General features: G+C 51.7%; 16 protein-coding genes. 3 read left to right on the top strand and 13 right to left on the bottom strand.

The genetic code is table 11. From position 1 onward, the window contains the following. Nucleotides 1-13 precede the first annotated feature (13 nt). From AC0YNW_RS10115 to AC0YNW_RS10105, 3 genes are all read right to left on the bottom strand, one after another. A complete protein-coding gene (locus AC0YNW_RS10115; RefSeq protein ID WP_475831838.1) occupies nucleotides 14-787 on the bottom strand; it encodes a class I SAM-dependent methyltransferase in 774 nt (257 codons plus the stop codon). Nucleotides 788-887: 100 nt separating this feature from the next. Then, a complete protein-coding gene (locus AC0YNW_RS10110; RefSeq protein ID WP_475831837.1) occupies nucleotides 888-1,880 on the bottom strand; it encodes an acetylxylan esterase in 993 nt (330 codons plus the stop codon). 98 nt (nucleotides 1,881-1,978) lie between these two features. Continuing rightward, entirely contained in the window at nucleotides 1,979-2,686 is a 708-nt protein-coding gene (locus AC0YNW_RS10105) for a helix-turn-helix domain-containing protein (protein ID WP_387469875.1), read from the bottom strand. 261 nt (nucleotides 2,687-2,947) lie between these two features. On the opposite strand from AC0YNW_RS10105, the gene mgsA reads away from it, so the two are divergent. From mgsA to AC0YNW_RS10090, 3 genes are all read left to right on the top strand, one after another. Next, the gene (mgsA, locus tag AC0YNW_RS10100; protein ID WP_387469877.1) at nucleotides 2,948-3,382 is read left to right on the top strand and encodes a methylglyoxal synthase; all 435 of its coding nucleotides are present in this window, start codon (nucleotides 2,948-2,950) and stop codon (nucleotides 3,380-3,382) included. A 151-nt stretch (nucleotides 3,383-3,533) separates the two neighbouring features. Further along, nucleotides 3,534-4,145, top strand: a complete 612-nt coding sequence (locus AC0YNW_RS10095; RefSeq protein WP_475831836.1) for a TetR/AcrR family transcriptional regulator — start codon at nucleotides 3,534-3,536, stop codon at nucleotides 4,143-4,145. After that, nucleotides 4,135-5,328, top strand: coding sequence for an Acg family FMN-binding oxidoreductase (locus AC0YNW_RS10090; RefSeq protein WP_475831835.1), 1,194 nt, complete (start codon nucleotides 4,135-4,137; stop codon nucleotides 5,326-5,328). The genes AC0YNW_RS10095 and AC0YNW_RS10090 overlap by 11 nt, the downstream gene beginning before the upstream one ends. A 95-nt stretch (nucleotides 5,329-5,423) precedes the next feature. Here AC0YNW_RS10090 and AC0YNW_RS10085 read toward each other — a convergent pair whose 3' ends face one another. From AC0YNW_RS10085 to AC0YNW_RS10040, 10 genes are all read right to left on the bottom strand, one after another. Continuing rightward, complete coding sequence (locus AC0YNW_RS10085; RefSeq protein ID WP_387469883.1) at nucleotides 5,424-6,089, bottom strand: GntR family transcriptional regulator; 666 nt, start codon at nucleotides 6,087-6,089, stop codon at nucleotides 5,424-5,426. Between the two features lie 292 nt (nucleotides 6,090-6,381). Further along, the gene (locus AC0YNW_RS10080; protein ID WP_475831834.1) at nucleotides 6,382-7,527 is read right to left on the bottom strand and encodes a Ger(x)C family spore germination protein; all 1,146 of its coding nucleotides are present in this window, start codon (nucleotides 7,525-7,527) and stop codon (nucleotides 6,382-6,384) included. Next, entirely contained in the window at nucleotides 7,524-9,002 is a 1,479-nt protein-coding gene (locus AC0YNW_RS10075) for a spore germination protein (RefSeq protein ID WP_387469887.1), read from the bottom strand. The genes AC0YNW_RS10080 and AC0YNW_RS10075 overlap by 4 nt, the downstream gene beginning before the upstream one ends. Further along, nucleotides 8,999-10,096 (bottom strand): GerAB/ArcD/ProY family transporter, encoded by a 1,098-nt coding sequence (locus tag AC0YNW_RS10070; protein ID WP_475831833.1) that lies wholly within the window; start codon nucleotides 10,094-10,096, stop codon nucleotides 8,999-9,001. The genes AC0YNW_RS10075 and AC0YNW_RS10070 overlap by 4 nt, the downstream gene beginning before the upstream one ends. Nucleotides 10,097-10,297: 201 nt before the next feature. Further along, complete coding sequence (locus AC0YNW_RS10065; RefSeq protein WP_475831832.1) at nucleotides 10,298-11,407, bottom strand: GerAB/ArcD/ProY family transporter; 1,110 nt, start codon at nucleotides 11,405-11,407, stop codon at nucleotides 10,298-10,300. Nucleotides 11,408-11,439: 32 nt separating this feature from the next. Further along, nucleotides 11,440-11,649: a hypothetical protein gene (locus tag AC0YNW_RS10060; protein ID WP_475831831.1), complete on the bottom strand. Its 210-nt coding sequence runs from the start codon at nucleotides 11,647-11,649 to the stop codon at nucleotides 11,440-11,442. A gap of 21 nt (nucleotides 11,650-11,670) precedes the next feature. Beyond that, nucleotides 11,671-12,855 carry a Ger(x)C family spore germination protein gene (locus AC0YNW_RS10055; protein ID WP_387469895.1) on the bottom strand — a complete coding sequence of 395 codons (1,185 nt, stop codon included), beginning with the start codon at nucleotides 12,853-12,855 and terminating at the stop codon, nucleotides 11,671-11,673. Nucleotides 12,856-12,867: 12 nt separating this feature from the next. Next, nucleotides 12,868-14,445: a spore germination protein gene (locus AC0YNW_RS10050; RefSeq protein ID WP_475832202.1), complete on the bottom strand. Its 1,578-nt coding sequence runs from the start codon at nucleotides 14,443-14,445 to the stop codon at nucleotides 12,868-12,870. A gap of 112 nt (nucleotides 14,446-14,557) precedes the next feature. Then, nucleotides 14,558-16,162 carry a response regulator transcription factor gene (locus AC0YNW_RS10045; protein WP_475831830.1) on the bottom strand — a complete coding sequence of 535 codons (1,605 nt, stop codon included), beginning with the start codon at nucleotides 16,160-16,162 and terminating at the stop codon, nucleotides 14,558-14,560. Next, a complete protein-coding gene (locus tag AC0YNW_RS10040) occupies nucleotides 16,137-17,978 on the bottom strand; it encodes a cache domain-containing sensor histidine kinase (protein WP_475831829.1) in 1,842 nt (613 codons plus the stop codon). Before AC0YNW_RS10040 ends, AC0YNW_RS10045 begins: the two co-directional genes overlap by 26 nt. Nucleotides 17,979-17,984: the final 6 nt, after the last annotated feature.

Genomic DNA, 17,984 nt, shown 5'->3' with positions numbered 1-17,984 from the left:
AGGCCTCAATTCCCTACTTCCACGCACGGAAAATCATAAACGTATCGTCATGGCCCAGCGGCCTGCGGTCATAGCCGCCATATACCGCAATATCCTTGAAACCAGCATCCTCCAGCATCGCTTGAAACTCGTGGCGATAATACCATCGAAGACGCGTCTCGGAGAAATACGTCTCTGCAAGAGCGCTGTTCTCGTATACTTCGTAACGATTCCACTGCACTTGCACCTGTTCGTTGAATTGAATCTCCGAAGCTTGGTTCAACAGAATGGCGGCACCGTCTTCCCGTTCGCCAACACGTCTGACCGACCATTCCTTCCTGGAGACGGAGAGCTGCTCCCTCGGAATGAACAGCGGAATAATGAGCTGACCACCTGCTTCCAGATGTACATGCATCAGCTTCAACGCGCGCTTGGCCTCTTGCCTGGCCGTCACAAGCATAAATGACGCCAGAGGGATGAATATGGTGCGATAGACATCCGCCAAATCCATACGTTCCATGAACTGATCATGCAAGACGGGGGACAAGCCAAGCTTCTCTCCTTTGGCCAAGCAATGCTCGCGCATCCGGGGCGAAGGCTCCATGCCGTGAATTTCGTAACCTTTCTTCAAGTATGGCAACAGCAGCCTGCCCGTACCGCATCCGATCTCCAGCGCAAGCCCCGGCGCCTCCCGCATGCAAGCTTCATAGAATGCCGTATCTTCGAAGCTCTCTCCCGGGAACCATATATCATAGGTATCCGCAACGATTCCTTCATAGGAAGTGCGATCCAGCTTTTCGATCATCATTACCGCCCCTCTTCCGATCATCATTACTCATCCATCATAACCAATGAATGAAAACGGAGGAGTGGCCAGTTTAATTTAACTCATTTTTTACCAGCGGCCATCAATGGAACCAGTCCCCGAACATTTCTGCCAGATAAGCCAGCTTCTTCTCCCTCTGCCTGGAGCCGCCGCCTTCATGCCCATTGAACGGATAGATGACAATCTCCTTGTCGCTCGTAATCCGGTTATAGGTGGCAAAGTACATCCGTGCCGGACAAGTCTCGTCCTTGAGCGCAACGGATGCGAGTACGGGACAACTGATTTTATCGGCCATGTTCATCGTGTCAAAATAGCTCAGGTTATCCATCACAACATTCGTCTGCTCCGGATGCTTCTTCAAATAGTCGGCTAAGCTGGCGAACGCCCCGTGATTGCCCTCTACGCGGGCTGTCAGGTTGCTGTTGCTCGGCACATCGACCATCGCAAGCTTGGGCCGGCTGTCCAGCGCCGCTACAGCCATGCCCAGCGCGCCGCCCTGGCTCCCGCCTTCCACTACGATACGCTCCGGATCAAGCTCCGGCTGCACGCAGGCAAAGTCAATTGCCTTCAAGCAATCCATATAAGCGCTGCGGTAATAATACTCCCGCTTGTCATGTATCCCCTTGCTTGCGACATTGCTCATGAAGCCGTGGGAATAATGGGCGTAATTGCCCGTCCCGCCACCTTGATCACGGCAATCGATGGATAGCACGGCCATCCCCAACATCAGCCAATGCATGAAATCGGAGGGTTCACCCCGGTTATGGGAGAAGCCATGATAATGAATCAGGCACGGCAGCCGTTCTCCAGAATCTCTACTCGGCAGCAACAGCCAGCCCTTGATGCGTGTATCATCCATTCCGTTGTAGGCGATGTCGTATACCTTCACTCCCCTAATGGGATAGGCCAGCTCCGCTCTTTCCGGCTGCAACGGAACCTGCCGCGCTTCTTCCAGCGTCTCTTGCCAGAACGAATCAAAATCATCCCGCTTCGTCAGCGGCGGACGATAATCGTACAGCTCTCTTGTGACTTCTTCCATATAACCCACCTTGTTATCCCCCCAGCCAGCTTTCAACTAATAGTCTCATCCTAGCACGTACAACTAAAAAAGGCTCCCCCGGCAATCGGAGGGCCCAAGCGGCGCTTCTATTCTGCTTCTATATAGCGGCCCTCTCAGAAGTAAGCTCGTCTGGCCGCAATACTGACGGCTTCCGTACTGGACTGCGCGCCCAGCTTCTCAAAGATCACTTTCTTATGGTGATTCACCGTCGATTCCTTTATCTTCAGCTTATGCGCAATAGACTTTACGGTCTGTCCCTCCGAGATAAGTCTGAGCACATGAATTTGCCGATCGGTCAATACCGGCTTATTCATCTCGTTCTCAATATCGGGAATGCTGCGCATATGCATGGAGATCAGCTTGGCAATCGCAATGAGCTCGCTCTTCAGCTCTTCATCGACGGTAGAGACGTCCAGATAGCCGAGGAGCACGTCGCCCGCCATCATCGGCATCGCGTAGCAATGCCACTTTTGGAAGAAGGGGCTTTCATGCTCCTCTGGCTTCAAGTAGACGGAGCTGCGCCGCTCCATCGCCTCGGAGATGGCATTGACGCCGCAATTTTCCCTGGTGAACACAAGACCTAGCTTTATCGGAGTCTGCTCAACCAGATCCTTCATCTCCGCGCTGTTATCCATGGCCAGCAATTCGCCTTTATCATCGGTTAATAGAAATAAATATTCACCGCTCAAGTGCTCCTTCACCACTTGAATCGATTCCAAAAACGTGCTCGTCCATACATTCATTCGTTCATTCCCCAACCTCCACGAACGCCGGGCCTCATCCGATGTATCGGCTGCCGCTTCCCGCGCATTCCATATCATGAAACGCTCGTCCTTCCTAGTCTAGCCTATCTTTTAACCGCTTTCAATATCTGGAAGCGGTTAGCGATCGTCAATTTTCCGGCGGCGTAGCAGCCTATTGATCCTGATTGGTGAGGAGTAATCATTATAATGTCAGAATATCTGACACAATTGAAAAATAACACTTCATTTTTCGATTAATATGTTATATTATATAACATATACGTTACAGAACGGAGCGGTCGATCGACACGACTCCATGCCAAGAGGGAGCGGTGCTTCATGAAGATTGCCTTAATCGCGCATGATTCCAAGAAAAACGAGATGGTCAACTTTGTTATCGCCTACAAGCATATTTTCGAAAAGCATGACATCTACGCCACCGGCACGACGGGCTTGCGCATCATGATGGAAAGCAATGTTGCCGTTAACCGGCTGAAGTCCGGCCCGCTTGGAGGCGATCAGCAGATAGGCTCTATGGTCGCATCCAACGAAATCGATCTGGTCATCTTCCTCCGCGATCCTCTTGTCGCCCAGCCGCATGAACCTGATATTATTGCACTTCTGCGCCTGTGCGATGTGCAATGCATTCCCCTTGCTACCAACATCGCAACAGCCGAGCTGCTCATCAAATCAATGGAGCGCGCAGACTTTGCATGGAGAGACGTCGTAAAACAGAAGTATAAGTGCGTAGCCGCTACCGGCACAGAAGGCTAACCACTCCCCCCTCTACCCCCTTTTAAAACAGCCTGCCGAATCGACGATCGATTCGGCAGGCTGCTTTTTGTTTGCCTGAGCTTGCATGGAAGCCCGAAATAGGATACACTATTTTCGGATTAGAGTAATTACTCTAAAATGGAGGTAACCCATGAGCCGCACAAAAGAACGAATCCTGCATATTGCGATCGGGTTGTTCAACACGGAAGGAACCGGACCCGTATCGACCAACCATATCGCCGATGCAGCCGGCATCAGCCCCGGCAATCTTTATTACCACTATCCCAATAAAGCGGCTATCATCTGCGCTATTATGGACGCTATGTATACCGATTGGAATGCCGTATGGGAGCTCCCTTCCGACCGCGAGCCCGGCCTTGCTGATCTGCAGAGCAAGCTGCATGACAATTTCGAGCTGCTCTGGCGTTATCGCTTCTTCTACCGGGAAGCTATCGCTCTGTTCCAGCAGGATGAGGAGCTGAAGAGCCGCCATATCGCCATGACGAAGCAGCGTTTCCTTGAGCAAGGCGACTTTGCCAAGCGCTTCATTGCCGCAGGCGTGCTCCATTCCTTTCGCGATGATGCCCATATCGAGCAGACGCTGACCGTCTGCTGGATGATCGCTATGAACTGGCTATCCTTCCTGGAGATGAATGGCGTGGAGATTAACGAACAGCAATTTGCCAAAGGCGTCTCTCTGATCGAGACATTGCTGGCGCCTCATATGTCGCATGCTAAGGAGGATGATGAAAATGGATCCTAAAGAACCGCAAGTATCACGCCGTACCTTTCTCAAAGCTGCCTTGGCGGGTGCCGTCGTCGTCTCCGGCGGCACCGTATGGAAGGCAATCGATCAAGGCGTGTTCTCCGCAGGGAAAGGCCCTGCCTATGAAGCTTGGCGGGATTGGGATAGCGCCATGGAAGAGGCGCCTCATCCCATGCCCTTAATCAAGGCAGCCATTCTTGCCGCCAATGCGCATAATGCTCAGCCTTGGCTGTTCCGCATCACGGATGATGCCATCGATCTCTTTGCCGATGTGTCCAGAAACTTGGGCTCGATGGACCCTATGCTTCGTGAGATGGATATCAGCCTTGGCTGCGCTCTGGAGAATTTGACTCTGTCAGCACGAGCCAACGGCTATACACCTGAGGTAATACTGATGTCCGGTGAGCATGATCAAATTCATGTCGCCAGAATCGTATTAACGCCCGGAGAGAAGAGCATCTCCGATCTCTACCGGGCCATCCCGTCCAGACATACTGACCGTTCCGCCTTTCAGCAGAAAGCAGAGCTGCCTCCAAATTTGCTTACTTCCTTGCAAGGACTCATTCACCCGGATGAGAAGGTCACTCTTGCATGGCTGCAGGACGAGCCGCTGAGGTCAACGATGGGCGACATCATTATAAGCGCTACGGAGGCTATCATTTCGGATGCTGAACAGTCCAGAGACAGCCATCGCTGGTACCGCCATGACCGGGAAGTGCTTCATGCCATGAAGGATGGCACAACACTAGATGCAACCGGCAGCCCACCGCTCACACGGGCACTCGGCAAGCTGTTCCCGGTATCCGAATCTACATCCAATCAATATTGGCTCAAGTCGACAAGGGATACGCAGGTTCCGACTGCCGGCGCATTCGCATGCCTGCTCATCCCGAATCGGGATCGCAGCAGTCTGATTAAGGCCGGCCGCGTCTTTCAGCGCATGCACTTGTGGGCGGCTGCGAACGGATGGGCAATCCAGCCGATGAATCAGCCGAATGAACGAATAGACCGGGAGCAAGCCATGGACCTTGCACCCAGCTTCAGACAGGCTATGGAGAAGCTGATTCCGCTCCCGGGCTTGCATAACATCTTTACATTCCGCATCGGCTACCCGGCTAACGACCCCATGCCCAGCCCAAGACGTCCGGCTGAGGATGTGTTATGGAAAAGCTACATATAGCCCGCCTCACCCACAACGAAAAAGAACCCCGGCGTTGGATAGAAACGCCGGGATTCTTTATTCTGCTTGTATTCAAAAGTCCATTCGACACTGCCCTACATGACCGCATCCAGCTCATGCATCGGTCTGATCAGATTCCGCTTCATCCACTCGGACGCTCCATCCGAATCACGGCGCTCCAACGCTTCTATAATCTTCGTATGCTCCTCGACGGAAGCCAGCGTAGCCGCGATTGGCTGCTTTAAGAATACATACTTGAATCTGCGGATATGAATTTGCAGCGAGGCGCTGAATGATGCCACATAACTATTATCGCAAAGCTCAACAATGAGATTATGGAACTGCTCGTCCAATTCCATGGCGGGATAAGGCTGTCCGGCTTCAATCGCCTGCGCGAACTCCGCATTCAGCGCCTTCAACTGCTCGATTTGCTCCTGCGTAACAAGCTGCGCCGCGCTTTCTGCTGCAAGCGCATGGAGCGCCGCAAGCGTCGGATACAGCTTTTGCAAATCCTCGCGTTCTATATTCGTAACTCTGGTCTCTTTGCCCGGTTGCAGCGTAACCAGCCCCTGCATCTCAAGGAGCTGAAAGGCTTCCCGAATCGGCGTCCGGCTGACCGCTAGCGATTCGGCAAGCTCGGCGTCAATCAGCTTCTCGCCGGGAAGCAGCGTTCCTTCTATAATCCAGCGCTGGATTTGGGCAAAAGCCCGCTCCTTGGCCGATAATCTGGCCGGTGTTGCAAAGTTTTTTGGTACTGGCATGACATAACCACCTCAGTCTGATTCACTCATATGCAATATATCGGATATCGGGCAATGATGCAACATAATCGGCCGGCAGAAAGAAAGTGAAGCGCGCAGGCCTCCCGCTAAATCGGCTATCAACGAACAGAACCCGCGTCCCGTCTGACCCCCCCTTTGCCTGGACTTATATAGCCTGTATCCAGCTTCTTGGGTAAAGCTTATCAGGGTTGCGGGCTCCATTTATGCTGAAAAGCCATTTTTGCACCAGGCTCCATTTATGCGGCTGTCCGTATCCATCACATGTCCTCATTCAAGGCTTGGTTCCTTTATACTTGCCTGTCGTCATCAGATGGACGCGAACATCAATTTTCTTAATGGAATCGTTTTTCAAAAAATTCGGCTTGCCAGCCGTAATTCGGCGGAATTCCTTCGGCTTGGTTCGATATAAAAGTTGGCCTAGCTCGAAAGGATCACACTTCATGCTCAAACCGTTCCGGTAGGTCAGCTCGATCTCCTCGCGGATATCCTCCTCTGCATAATGCGTCAGCTTTTTCAGATCGGTATCTTGCACCATCTCCATGACGTATCCATCGGTATCTACCCGAATATCAAATTGGGGCTCTCCATCCTCCATATACGGGCGAATGCGCATCTTTGGATGCTCGAACATGATAGTCGCCACTGCCTCGCCGTCCCTGTCCACCTCTATCGGTGTACGCTCCAGCCGCTCATCGGACCATCTAACCCCGGTCAACTCATCCGTAGACATCCAGCCAGTCATCTTCATATCGCGGAAGAAGTAGGCGCCGGAGATCATGAACATCTCCTTAGGCTTCTTATCCTCTGTCCAATCCACAGAATCAAAGTCGATGGACGGTATATAAGCAGCCTGCCCTTTTTCATTCAAATAGGCAATAATCTGATTGCCGGTAACCGGGAGTACGATCGATTGCACAGAGCTCATCTGTGACGCAGTGAACATGGCGGTATCGAGCGGTGACAAATTCAAAATCGATTTCTGCGTTAAAATATCTTTGATCGGACGTTTGGTGCCATAGACGAGCACATTGTAGCGAACCTCCCGGTACCGGTTCACCGTTCCGTAGATGTTGTTAACCCCCATTTTCATCGCACTCTCTGACATCACCGCTACCTTGACATGCCCCCAGAACATTCGAAGCTGCGCTGTTCTGCCGACATCCGTCAGCGCGAGTGCCAGCGTATCCCCTTGCCCCTGGCCTACCCAAACCGGAAAACTCTTGCCCAAGGCGATCTGTTCAGTTCGGGCGACTGTGGCAAAATTGAGGATTTGCGCATAGGCAATCCACTTTCCATCAACGTAATCAATGCCGATTGCGGTCGCGTAAGCCATATTTTGCACCTCCGGCAACCGGGTGCATCCTCCGGTAAGCAAGCAGATCAAGATGCAGATGCCAATCTGCTTGGCCCGCGTCATTTCTCTCCCCCTCCCTTCTGACTATCTGAATCAATGGTATCAAGCACGCTAGGCCGCTTCTTCATCAAGCTATAAGGCAGCCGGAGGAAGGAAACAACCAGCTCCTTCACGTTAAGAGGGGACAATGGCGACAAATAGGGAACGCCAAAAGATCGCAAGCTTGCCATGTAGCTGGTAAGCAGCACGATGCCGAGAATGACTCCGAACATGCCGAGCAGCGCAGACAAGAGGAAAAACACAAATCGCAATATGCTAACCTGCGAACTTAAGGTTTGATTGACCAGCGTTACGCCCGAAACTGCCGTGATCGCTCCGACGACAACGACGGACGGCGACACCATCCCTGCGCGGATTGCAGCATCGCCGATAATCAAACCGCCGATCGACGTCAGTGTCTGGCCGATGGAGCTGGGCAGCCTGACACCGGCTTCCCGGAATATCTCCAGCAGCGTCAGAAGCAGGAACATCTCCATATGCGATGATAACGGAAGGCCAAGCCGTGATACGGAGATGGTCGCCATCATGCGGAACGGAATTTGATCCTGATGGAAGGACATAAGCGCAACCCATATCGCTGGAAGAAAGATGGAGAGAAACAAGCTGATCCCCCGAATGATTCGTGCGAAGGATACGTAGGTGTAATTGAAATGAGCATCCTCTGGCGATTTCAAAATGAGTGACAGGCCGGCTGGCGCGATCAATACCATTGGAAGCCCATCCACCACAAGCACAGCCCTACCCGACAGCAGACTATTCACCGCATAATCCGGACGTCCCGTAAAGTCCATGGTCGGCAGCAGCTTCAGGGTCGAATCCGACAACATCTCTTCAATTTGGCTTATGCTCATAATGCCGTCCACATCAATCGTGCTTAACCGACTTCGAATTTCTTCAACAATCTTCGGATTAATAATATCCCGGAAATAGAGCAGCCCGACACGCGTGCGCGATCTCCGTCCCAGGATAACCTCTTCTACCTGGAGCGACTGGGATCTGAGCCTTTTGCGAATTAGCGCAATATTGACGGTGATGTCCTCTATGAAGCCGTCTCTCGGACCTTTGACCGATATTTCCGTGCTTGATTCGTACGGCTGTCTCGTCGGCTTGTCCGCTATGCTCATATTCCCCATCACGCCGTTATCCAGAAACAACAGAACAAGCTGTCCATCGAACACAATCTCGGACAAGTCGTCATCCGTTTGAGCCTCTACTTCATGGATTGGCAGCACGCTTGACAAACGATCAATCGGATCAGAGAACGATCCATATTCCGCGTAGATTCGATTCAGCTCAGGAAGCACGAAGCGGCCAATATCAGACGATCGGGTAAGTCCATCCGCATAGACCATAACAACCTCAGGACTGCTCTGGCCCCCGTACCTGCAAGTCTGGATAATGACATCGGACGATCCCTCGAACAATGTCCGCAGTCGTTCCTCGGTCCATGGCTCACTCTTCTCGTGTCCCTTGCTCAAGTCGCTTCCTCCTTTTTGGCAGATCCCCAAATCATAGCCACAAGCATCCATATGAACGATAATGCCAACAGAATGATGAGCGATATCGGCATATAGTACTTGTACATCCATATATAGAAGGCATACTCATTCACCTTAAACTGAGTCAATACGATATAGCTCAGCATGATGATGCCGATCGCCCAATATTTGCTCCGCTTGCGCTTGATCTGAAGCAATTCTACCAAGAGATAGACCGATAAGCTGATCCTGATGCTTGCTCCCGAAAGCCATTGGAAGATAGACAGGAAGTCAAGATGCTCGATGAACTGTCCGATCTGCACAAGCCGCCACTGTTCATAGGGCGAAGTCATCTGATGCGAAGCTTCAACAGGTCCGAACTCCGTAATTGCACCAAGCAGAGGCCCCAACGTAATGATAGTTGAAAAGGCGCCATATACGAGCAGCTGCCACAGCTTGATTTTTTTATTCAAATGATGCTGCAGCAGGATGATAGCCAGCAGTTCTACATACCCGGCGCCCGCATACACGACGCCGTCCATGACCGGCTGCACACCATTCTCCAGTATGGGCTTCAGCAGTGAATAATCTTTATGGGGACCGTTAAACGCACTGACGAAGATGCCAAGAATGGCAACGATCGGAAGCAGAATACCGGAAACAACCGCAATGACCCGAATGCCCCACAACGTAATCGCGGCACAGAACAGGATGAGAAAGCTCACCATCAGCATTTTGGGGGTGAAGGGCAAATAATTGGTCGTCGTCCATGTAGCCGTATGGATGGTCGTCATCCCGCCTATCATATACATTTGAATAATGATAGGAATGACAAGCAGCCAAGCTACAATCGGCGATATGCGGCTGGAGAGCCATGACTTCCAGTGCTGCTGCCCGGAACGTTTCATAATGAAATACAAGAGCGGCATCCACAACAGGAACAGGCCACCCGATACGAGCGCCGTAATCCAGGAATCTCTTCCCGAAGCGTCCAGAATCATCGGATTCACGACGACGTGGCTGGCGAGACCATTGGCCAAAGAAAACATCATAAAAACTTGAGGAAAATTGATCTTGTCGACGTTATTCTTCATATCCCGCTCCCCTCTTCACGCTATCCTACCGTCCCTCGCATCCCTTATTTATGCCCTCCCCCAATATTTTCTATGCCAAAATCATGAAACAAGCCGCCCCAGCGCCGGGGCGGCTTGTCATTCGATCGATGAACCATGTGGCAGTGAGAAACTCCGCCATAAAGATGTCCTTGGCGTCGTCCTACTCCTTCTACAATGAGATCAGGAGCTGGCGGCTTTGCCTTTCTTTTTTCTTACGAGCAGACCGATAAGAAGCAGCAGCGGAACAAAGAAGCAGAACACAAGATCAAACCAATTGTAATATCGTTTTAGAATTTGATAATACACGGTTATGTTAGGCGTGCCGACGACGGTCAGCACCAGCATAATCATGCCAAGCGGGATCGTTAGCATTCTGCTTTCACGGAGCCTCAGCCAATGCGCCAATCCGCTTGTAAGAGCAAAAAACAACAGCAGCGTTTTGTAAAACACCGTGATAATCCATAAAAAGGCCAGAATCGCTTCCAAACGTTCAAGAAAGTTGCCAACTGCTATTTTCTGAGCCAGTACGAACGTCGGATAATATTTGGTCTCCATTAAATTCGGCCCCAGCACGAGCACGCAAAGTCCGACCACAATGAACAGAAAGAGGCCGCCAGTCGCAAAGCTCTTCATAATAGGCTTGGTCAGCTTCTTGTCGGTCGCTACATAAGGAACGAGCGCAAGCAAAACTACCATCTCCATGAATGCGACGGACACGACCGGGATGGCGCCGTTAACAATAGGCCATAACCCTTCTGCTGCAATCGGCTTTACATTCTCAATATCAGCCTGGGATAGAGACAATATGGCCAATACCATAAACAATGCCGTGAACGCCGGGAACAGCAATTCCCCCATACGAGCAAAAGCCTCTATGCCATAACGATACGCTACAATAACTACCGTCAAGAAAATGAGGATTATCGCGTTCACAGGCGTCTCCGCCATGAGCTGTGTCGTCATGAATTGGCTAAGCTCGCTTACAAGCGTCAAGCTGCACATAAAGAAGTTGAACAGAAACAGCAATCCCACAACGCTGCCTAACCATCCCCCTAACGCTCTGCGTGAAGCGTCAATGAGACTGTCTCCTTGCATTCGATTTGCAATCGCAGCGAAGAATCCCCCTAGCACAAGACCAACTGCATAAGCGATAAGCATGGATATCCACGCATTCTGCTTTGCCGAGGACGCAATAATCGTCGGCAATATCAAGATTGAATCTCCGGTCAGGCCCAGGATGATTAAGATTTGGAATTGCCTGACGGAAATTTTCGCATTCGTGAATTCCAAGTTGTTTCCCCCTTATAAGGCGGCATAAACGATCACATCACCCAACCGAACATCATCTTAACCAGCAAGAACGGATTAGGGAGGCTGACTTCCATAACCAGCGCGCCATAGAGCGCAACACCAATTGCCAATAGTACGAAGAATATAGCAAGTTCAAGCTTGTGACCCCTATGAATGAGTCGGGGCGCTTCCAGCCATACTGCAGCTGCCGCAAGGGCTAATACGCCAAACAATGAACTCATCAGCCTCACCTTCCTGCATACTTACTTCTTCAGTGTCGTATTGCCCGTCGTGCCCGTCTTGCGAATAAACACCTTAATGTCGTACTGAATCTCCGCTTCAGGGAAATATTTCTCGTTCCAGTCGTCCCTTACACGCTTCCAGTAAGCGGGATGATCCTTGCCTAATTGATTGCCGAATCCGAACACATCCGATTTTAATTCCTTTGCCCGCTTGACCGCCGCCATGGCATTGGACTCGATGGATAATGCAGAATCTTCTTCCAGCTTGCTTATCGCAGCCGGGTCTGTCAGGTCTATATGCGTGCAAGGCATATTAACGACCGCAGCCTCCGTTCTTAACTCAATCATGACTACGGGCATGCCGTCCACCAGTTTGGTCTTCATCTTGGTTTCCGAAGACGTGATTTCGATCCCAATATAATGGCGTGAGCCGCATGAAAGCTCGATCGTTGAGCTTCTTAGATTATCCGTAATATCCGTGTAGCCTTTACTTTCCTTTTCATTCAACCACCCGACTAGTCGATCATCCTTGAACACGGCAATACCTTTATAGCGGTATCTTCGTGAGGGAAGGAATGATTTCACATTACGCGGAGAGTCCCCAGCCGCCGGATCGCCGAATAGTTGGATTCCCGTCAATGCAAGCTCATAGCCGTCGCTTGACAGACGGTCAAGCACCTCATCCATCGTAATGGATACCGTAGGCGCCCATAGCTTCTGGGAGTTGCGCAGCGATTGAAGCATGCTGTACGTAGGCAGTTTCTCGATAGGGGTATACAGCTTCAGCACATTCTCCGCCCTTGTTCCTCTGGCAACAACCAGATTAAAGTCCATTCGCAGCTCATTATCTCTTAAAATATTGTCAATAAAATCATGCACCCCTTGTTTGGCGAGCGCCTCGCTTACAACGTAGAGCTGCAGATGGCCAAAATACATCTTCCGAGGCGCTTCTGCCGTAACCGCTCTTGCCGCCTCGAACACCGTCTTGCCTCTTCCTTGAAAAAGCGATCCCGGCGGACGTTCACCCGTTTTCTTCTGCGCCGATATTTCGCTTGGACTCACAACTTGGAAGGAAACGAGATACTCCCCTTCCTCCCAATCAAGGCCTACTCCGAGCACGATTAATATCTCGTTCAGCTCGCGCCTGCTCCAACAGCCAGTAAGCATGGCCAGGCAAAGCACGATAATGGTCACTCTGGTCCACATGCTTGCTCCTCCTTACCCACGCCTCCGTATCCGCGTGCTGCCAGTCCCTTCTGAAGTTCCGGGACGCTTGAACATGAGCCATCTCGGCAACCGGACAAGCGTATCCTCCAATTCAACTGCCCTAAAAGGCGAGAATGGAGACATAAACGGCTCTCCGAAGGAACGAAGAGCGCATAAGTGGAGCAGCAGCACGAACAAGCCCATAATGACGCCGAACAAACCGAAGCTCGCGGCTACTGCCATAAATGCAAAGCGGAGAATACGTACCGGGATCGACATGCTGTAAGCCGGCAGCGTAAAGGTAGATATCGCCGTTACCGATACGACGATAACCATGGCAGCAGAGACAATGCCCGCCTCCACCGCCGCTTGCCCGATCACGAGCGTCCCAACGACGGAGACCGCCTGGCCGATTGCCCGCGGCATGCGCAGCCCCGCTTCGCGCAGGATCTCGAAGGTGAGCTCCATGACAAGCGCTTCGATAAACGCCGGGAACGGGACGCCTTCGCGCTGCGCAGCAAGGCTGAACAGCAAGGAGGCCGGAAGCATCTCCCGATGAAAGGTCGTAATCGCAATGTATAGCGACGGCAGCAGCAAAGAGATAAATACGCTTATAAATCTCAGTATGCGCAGCAGGCTCGCATAGACTGATCGCTGATAATAATCCTCCGTCGATTGAAAAAACGAAACAAACTGAGTCGGGACGAGCAGCACATTCGGAGTACCGTCGACCACAATTGCCACTTTGCCCTCCAGCAGCTGGGAAGCAACATTATCCGGAAGTTCGGAGTTGAAGACTGTCGGGAACAACGAATATTTCCCATCCTCAATGAGCTCCTCAAGATAGCCGCTGTCCAGCACGCTGTCGATATCAATAGCTCGAAGACGCTTTCGCGTCTCTTCAATAACCGATGGCTTGGCAATGCCGTTCATATACATTAACGTTACGTCCGTCCTGGTCATACGCCCGATCGACATCGTCTCCAGCCAAAGCCGAGGGTCTTTAATTTTGCGCCGGATTAAAGAGGTATTGACTCGCAACGTTTCTGTGAAGCTCTCGCGCGGACCTCTAACGGAGGTCTGGTTCGTCGATTCGGTAACGTCGCGGCCCTTCCAATGGCGAATATCCGCCCGATAAGCATAAGTTGCCTCGTCTATTAGAATAATGGCTTCACCTGACAGCAGATTGCGGTACAAGTCGGCCATATGGGTAACCGTACGTATAGAGCCCATGCCGAACAACATCTCCTCGGCAATGCTTGCTATGTCTGTCTCCTGATTTCCCTTTGTCCGGCTGGCTTCCTCCTCATGTCCACCATGCTGAACGGAACGGGACAGCAAATTAGAAATAAAGCTATTGATTACAGCGGAGTCGGACAGGCCGTCCATATAGACGACCGCAGCGGCAACGGTATCCGACCCCTCACGACGCATCTCCCGGATTACGACATCATCACTGTCGCCCAGGTCCAGCATGATCCTGTTCATATTGGCTGAGACCTTCGGTTCAATCGGCAACGATTCGTATTCATCCCAAAGCCGGTCTTCTTGCTGATGAGTCCTATTACGGGCCGCTTTCTTATGCTGCATAGGCACGCTACCTTCTCCTGTTGATCATCTCCTCCCATTATGACCATCGGCATATGGAGCTAAACGCAAAAAAGCCTTGGCGCAAGTTATGCGCCAAGGAGAATCTCCTCTACTACCTCTCCACCTGATGATGCTCGCGATACTCGGATGGTGTCATGCCAGAAAACTTTTGAAATACTTTCGTGAAATATCTGCGCTCCGAATAGCCCGACACCGAACCGATTTCCGTTACGGTTTTGTCCGTCGTCAGCAGCAGCGACTGCGCCATCTCCATACGAAGCCGGGTAACGTACTCGACGAATGTCTCCCCGAAGTGCGACTTGAACAGCAGACTGAAATAACTAACGCTGATCCCCAGATAATTGGCCAGCTCCTCAACCCCCAGATCACCCGACAGTCGCCTATGGATATAATCCTTTGCAGATAACATCAGCACCTCGGCTGTTTTTTTGCTAAAGGCCTTATCCATTGCATCATCCACCAGTTCGATGATCATCTCCATCACATTTTTTACGCTAATGCTATGCTGAAGCTTTCGCCATATCTTCTCTTCCTCCTGTGGTGCAATCATATTCATCTCTCTCAATTCACGAAGCAGATGAAGCAGCAAATAATGGAGAACCTTCTCCGCACAGTAAAGCTCTTGTTCCTGCTCCTTAATGACACAATGCTTCAAATCCATCAGTGCTTGGCTCATCGCACTCTGATCCAGCTTCCTCATTTTTGAGACAATGACATCCACCGCCCGCCAAAGGGACGGGTGTTCACTCAGCTCGGCATTCGCAGCTTTATCTCTGGCACAAACCAGCTTCCAGTTGCCGGCAGACTGCAGAAGCATCCGCTGCAGCTTCTTGTACGCAGACTCCATTTCGGTCATCCTTATTCCTTCAGGGTACGCCACGAAGCTGATCGGCAGCTTCATTCGCTCCTCTATGCCTTCCCGCAGCTGCTGCAGCCGCTCGTTCGCATGGTCTGCGCGGATTCGCCAATTCGCGCCTCTTTCTCGCTGCTCGACCAGGCACCACTCTCCTTCACGCAGCTGCATGACCGCAACCGGGCATCCATCAGCTGCCACCAGTTGCCTCAGCGTCCCCGTAATCTCAGCATTTCGGCTTCTTCTCTCTTGATCCGACCATTGCAAGGAAAGCTCGGCATATTGATCGATATCGGCAAGATAAAGCGAAAACCAGAGACGATCGGGCGCCATTCCATGCTCCGGCAGCCATACACTTTCACCTTCTGTATGGAGGCCCAGCAGGGCATGATAGAGCTGCTTTTCGTATGCCATACTTGCCATACGACCCCACCGCTCTACCTCCTGCAACCGATCCTGCTTTCGGGTACGGATTTGTCCGCATACTTGACGCACAGATTGCTCCAGCTGCTCATAATCGATTGGTTTTAGAATGTAGTCGCGAACCCCTCTTTGGAGCGCTTCCCTTGCATATTCGAATTCCTGATAGCCCGTCAGCATAAGAAAGTCGCATTCCGCATCGTCCTTGCGGGCTTCCGACAAGAATGCCATGCCGTCCATGACCGGCATCCGGATATCGCACAGCACAAGGTCCGGCTTCAGCTCCCGGAAGTGCTGGAGCGCCTCCTTGCCGTTGCGCGCAAGCGCCGCCACCTCGATCCCCATGTCCTCCCATGGCAGAACAGCCTTCAAGTTAAGCAAGATCGGCAATTCATCATCAACCAGCATGGCCTTTATTTTCATGGTTATCACCCGGTCCCGTCTTTGGTAGGATGCACTGCACCTTTGTCCCGTCCCCCGGCATCGAGCATATGAGAAGTCCGTAGGTCGGGCCATACTGAATGCGAATCCGATCCGCGACGCTGCGAATGCCGAGTCCCCTGCGCTCCGGGTTATGCTCTGCGCCGCTTTGGTTCGGAATCAGGTTGTTGTCATCCGATGCCATATATTGAAATCGGGCCAGCATTTCGCCGTTCATCCCGATGCCGTTATCCTCCACCGTTACCCGTATGCGCTCACCGTCGGAGCTAGCGCGAATCCGAATGCTCCCCCTCCGTTCCAGACCGTCGAATCCATGCTGAATGCAGTTCTCGACAAGCGGCTGAAGCGTCAGCTTCTGGAGCGTACAAGCAAGCAGGCTTTCGGGTATGTCAATTGAATAATCAAAGCTGTCGGCAAAGCGGAACTTCTGAATTTCCAAATAACTGATCAAATGCTCGATTTCCTGGCGCAGCGGAATTTCTTCCTGCCCCTTGAAGCTGATCCGCAAGATGCTCGCCAGTCTCAACACCATCTGACTTACCTTCTTGCCCTCATTCTGTACCGCAAGCACATTGATGGATTCCAACGTATTAAAAATGAAATGCGGCTTGATCTGCGTCTGCAGGACACGCATCTCCGCGCGATTCTTCTGCTCTTGCTCCTGCCTAATCCTCTCCAGTAAGTGCTGGATGCGCGCGATCAAGCTATTCAATCCGCTGGCGAGCAGCCCCAGCTCATCTCTACCCTGTACGGCCATCCGTATACCTAGCTCGCCTTCTTCCACTCTCCGCATGAATCGTACGACCCGAATAATCGTCTTCGCGATCCGATTGACCGAGAACAACAGGAAGAACATCGCGAGCAGTACGGTTATAGTGAGCAAGGCCGCCACCCATCTTGCGTACTGGTCGATTTGACTCGATAACGAGCTCCAGGAGGCGACAGACACCAAATGCCAGTTCTCCTTGTGCAGGCTGACGCTGGACACGACGCTATCCTCAGATTGAAATGCCTGCCTTGCGCTTAGAAATGACGGATTAAGCTGAAAACGATTGTCGGTATAGTCCGCAATCGCCTCGCCATTCATTTCCTGAGAGCTGTCGTACAGGATTTGGCCATCCCTGTTCACAATGAAAAACCGGGTGCTATACCGTTCCTGATTGAAGCGAAAATACCGGAATACGGCATCAAGGGCAGAGTTTTTGGTCTGAACAAGCAAAATCCCCTTGTCCTCCAGCGTCTCCAGGTCCTTGACCACGCGGATTTGGGTAAAGATAGGGTCTGAGCTCGTCAGCTCCGGATACTCATACGGCCCCACCCACAAAGGCAGGCCGTCGCGGCGGCGCACTTCCGCATAAATCGGATGCTCCTTCAGCTTGGAGAAAGGCAATGCTTCGAAATAATCTTTGGAGTAAATCGGAATAACGCGGTTGTCCTCCAGCGGATACATGAGCGCGAAGCTAACGGAGGGATGATTGATCAGCAGACTGCGGAAATTTTGCTGTATCTCATTCAGCTCCAGCATATGAATCTGGGATAAGTGCTCCATGTCGTATCCCTTCTGATTCAGCATCTCTTGCAGCGCCATGCTTGCGATCGTACTGTCCGTCACCTTGTTCATCTCGCTGAATACGAACTCGACGTTCTGCCTGAGCGCCCGCAGCGTCAGCTCCGCCTGCTGCGCATAATTTTTCTCCACCGCCTGCGATATAAAGTAATACGCGGCTATGCCAAGCAGAAATAATGGCAGGATGATCAAGGCAAGAAACGCGGCGAACAGCTTGAAGCGAAGCGACATGTCTCT

The organism is Paenibacillus sp. J31R120 (assembly GCF_056269225.1).
The sequence above is the reverse complement of the archived record's forward strand: the minus strand, read 5'-3'. Positions and strand labels throughout refer to the sequence as shown.

Excerpts from the sequence above, each read along its gene's own strand:
- AC0YNW_RS10115 (WP_475831838.1), bottom strand. The coding sequence starts at position 787 with ATGATGATCGAAAAGCTGGATCGCACTTCCTATGAAGGAATCGTTGCG.
- AC0YNW_RS10105 (WP_387469875.1), bottom strand. The coding sequence starts at position 2,686 with ATGATATGGAATGCGCGGGAAGCGGCAGCCGATACATCGGATGAGGCC.
- mgsA (WP_387469877.1), top strand. The coding sequence starts at position 2,948 with ATGAAGATTGCCTTAATCGCGCATGATTCCAAGAAAAACGAGATGGTC.
- AC0YNW_RS10095 (WP_475831836.1), top strand. The coding sequence starts at position 3,534 with ATGAGCCGCACAAAAGAACGAATCCTGCATATTGCGATCGGGTTGTTC.
- AC0YNW_RS10090 (WP_475831835.1), top strand. The coding sequence starts at position 4,135 with ATGGATCCTAAAGAACCGCAAGTATCACGCCGTACCTTTCTCAAAGCT.
- AC0YNW_RS10085 (WP_387469883.1), bottom strand. The coding sequence starts at position 6,089 with ATGCCAGTACCAAAAAACTTTGCAACACCGGCCAGATTATCGGCCAAG.
- AC0YNW_RS10080 (WP_475831834.1), bottom strand. The coding sequence starts at position 7,527 with ATGACGCGGGCCAAGCAGATTGGCATCTGCATCTTGATCTGCTTGCTT.
- AC0YNW_RS10070 (WP_475831833.1), bottom strand. The coding sequence starts at position 10,096 with ATGAAGAATAACGTCGACAAGATCAATTTTCCTCAAGTTTTTATGATG.
- AC0YNW_RS10060 (WP_475831831.1), bottom strand. The coding sequence starts at position 11,649 with ATGAGTTCATTGTTTGGCGTATTAGCCCTTGCGGCAGCTGCAGTATGG.
- AC0YNW_RS10055 (WP_387469895.1), bottom strand. The coding sequence starts at position 12,855 with ATGTGGACCAGAGTGACCATTATCGTGCTTTGCCTGGCCATGCTTACT.
- AC0YNW_RS10050 (WP_475832202.1), bottom strand. The coding sequence starts at position 14,445 with ATGCAGCATAAGAAAGCGGCCCGTAATAGGACTCATCAGCAAGAAGAC.
- AC0YNW_RS10045 (WP_475831830.1), bottom strand. The coding sequence starts at position 16,162 with ATGAAAATAAAGGCCATGCTGGTTGATGATGAATTGCCGATCTTGCTT.
- AC0YNW_RS10040 (WP_475831829.1), bottom strand. The coding sequence starts at position 17,978 with ATGTCGCTTCGCTTCAAGCTGTTCGCCGCGTTTCTTGCCTTGATCATC.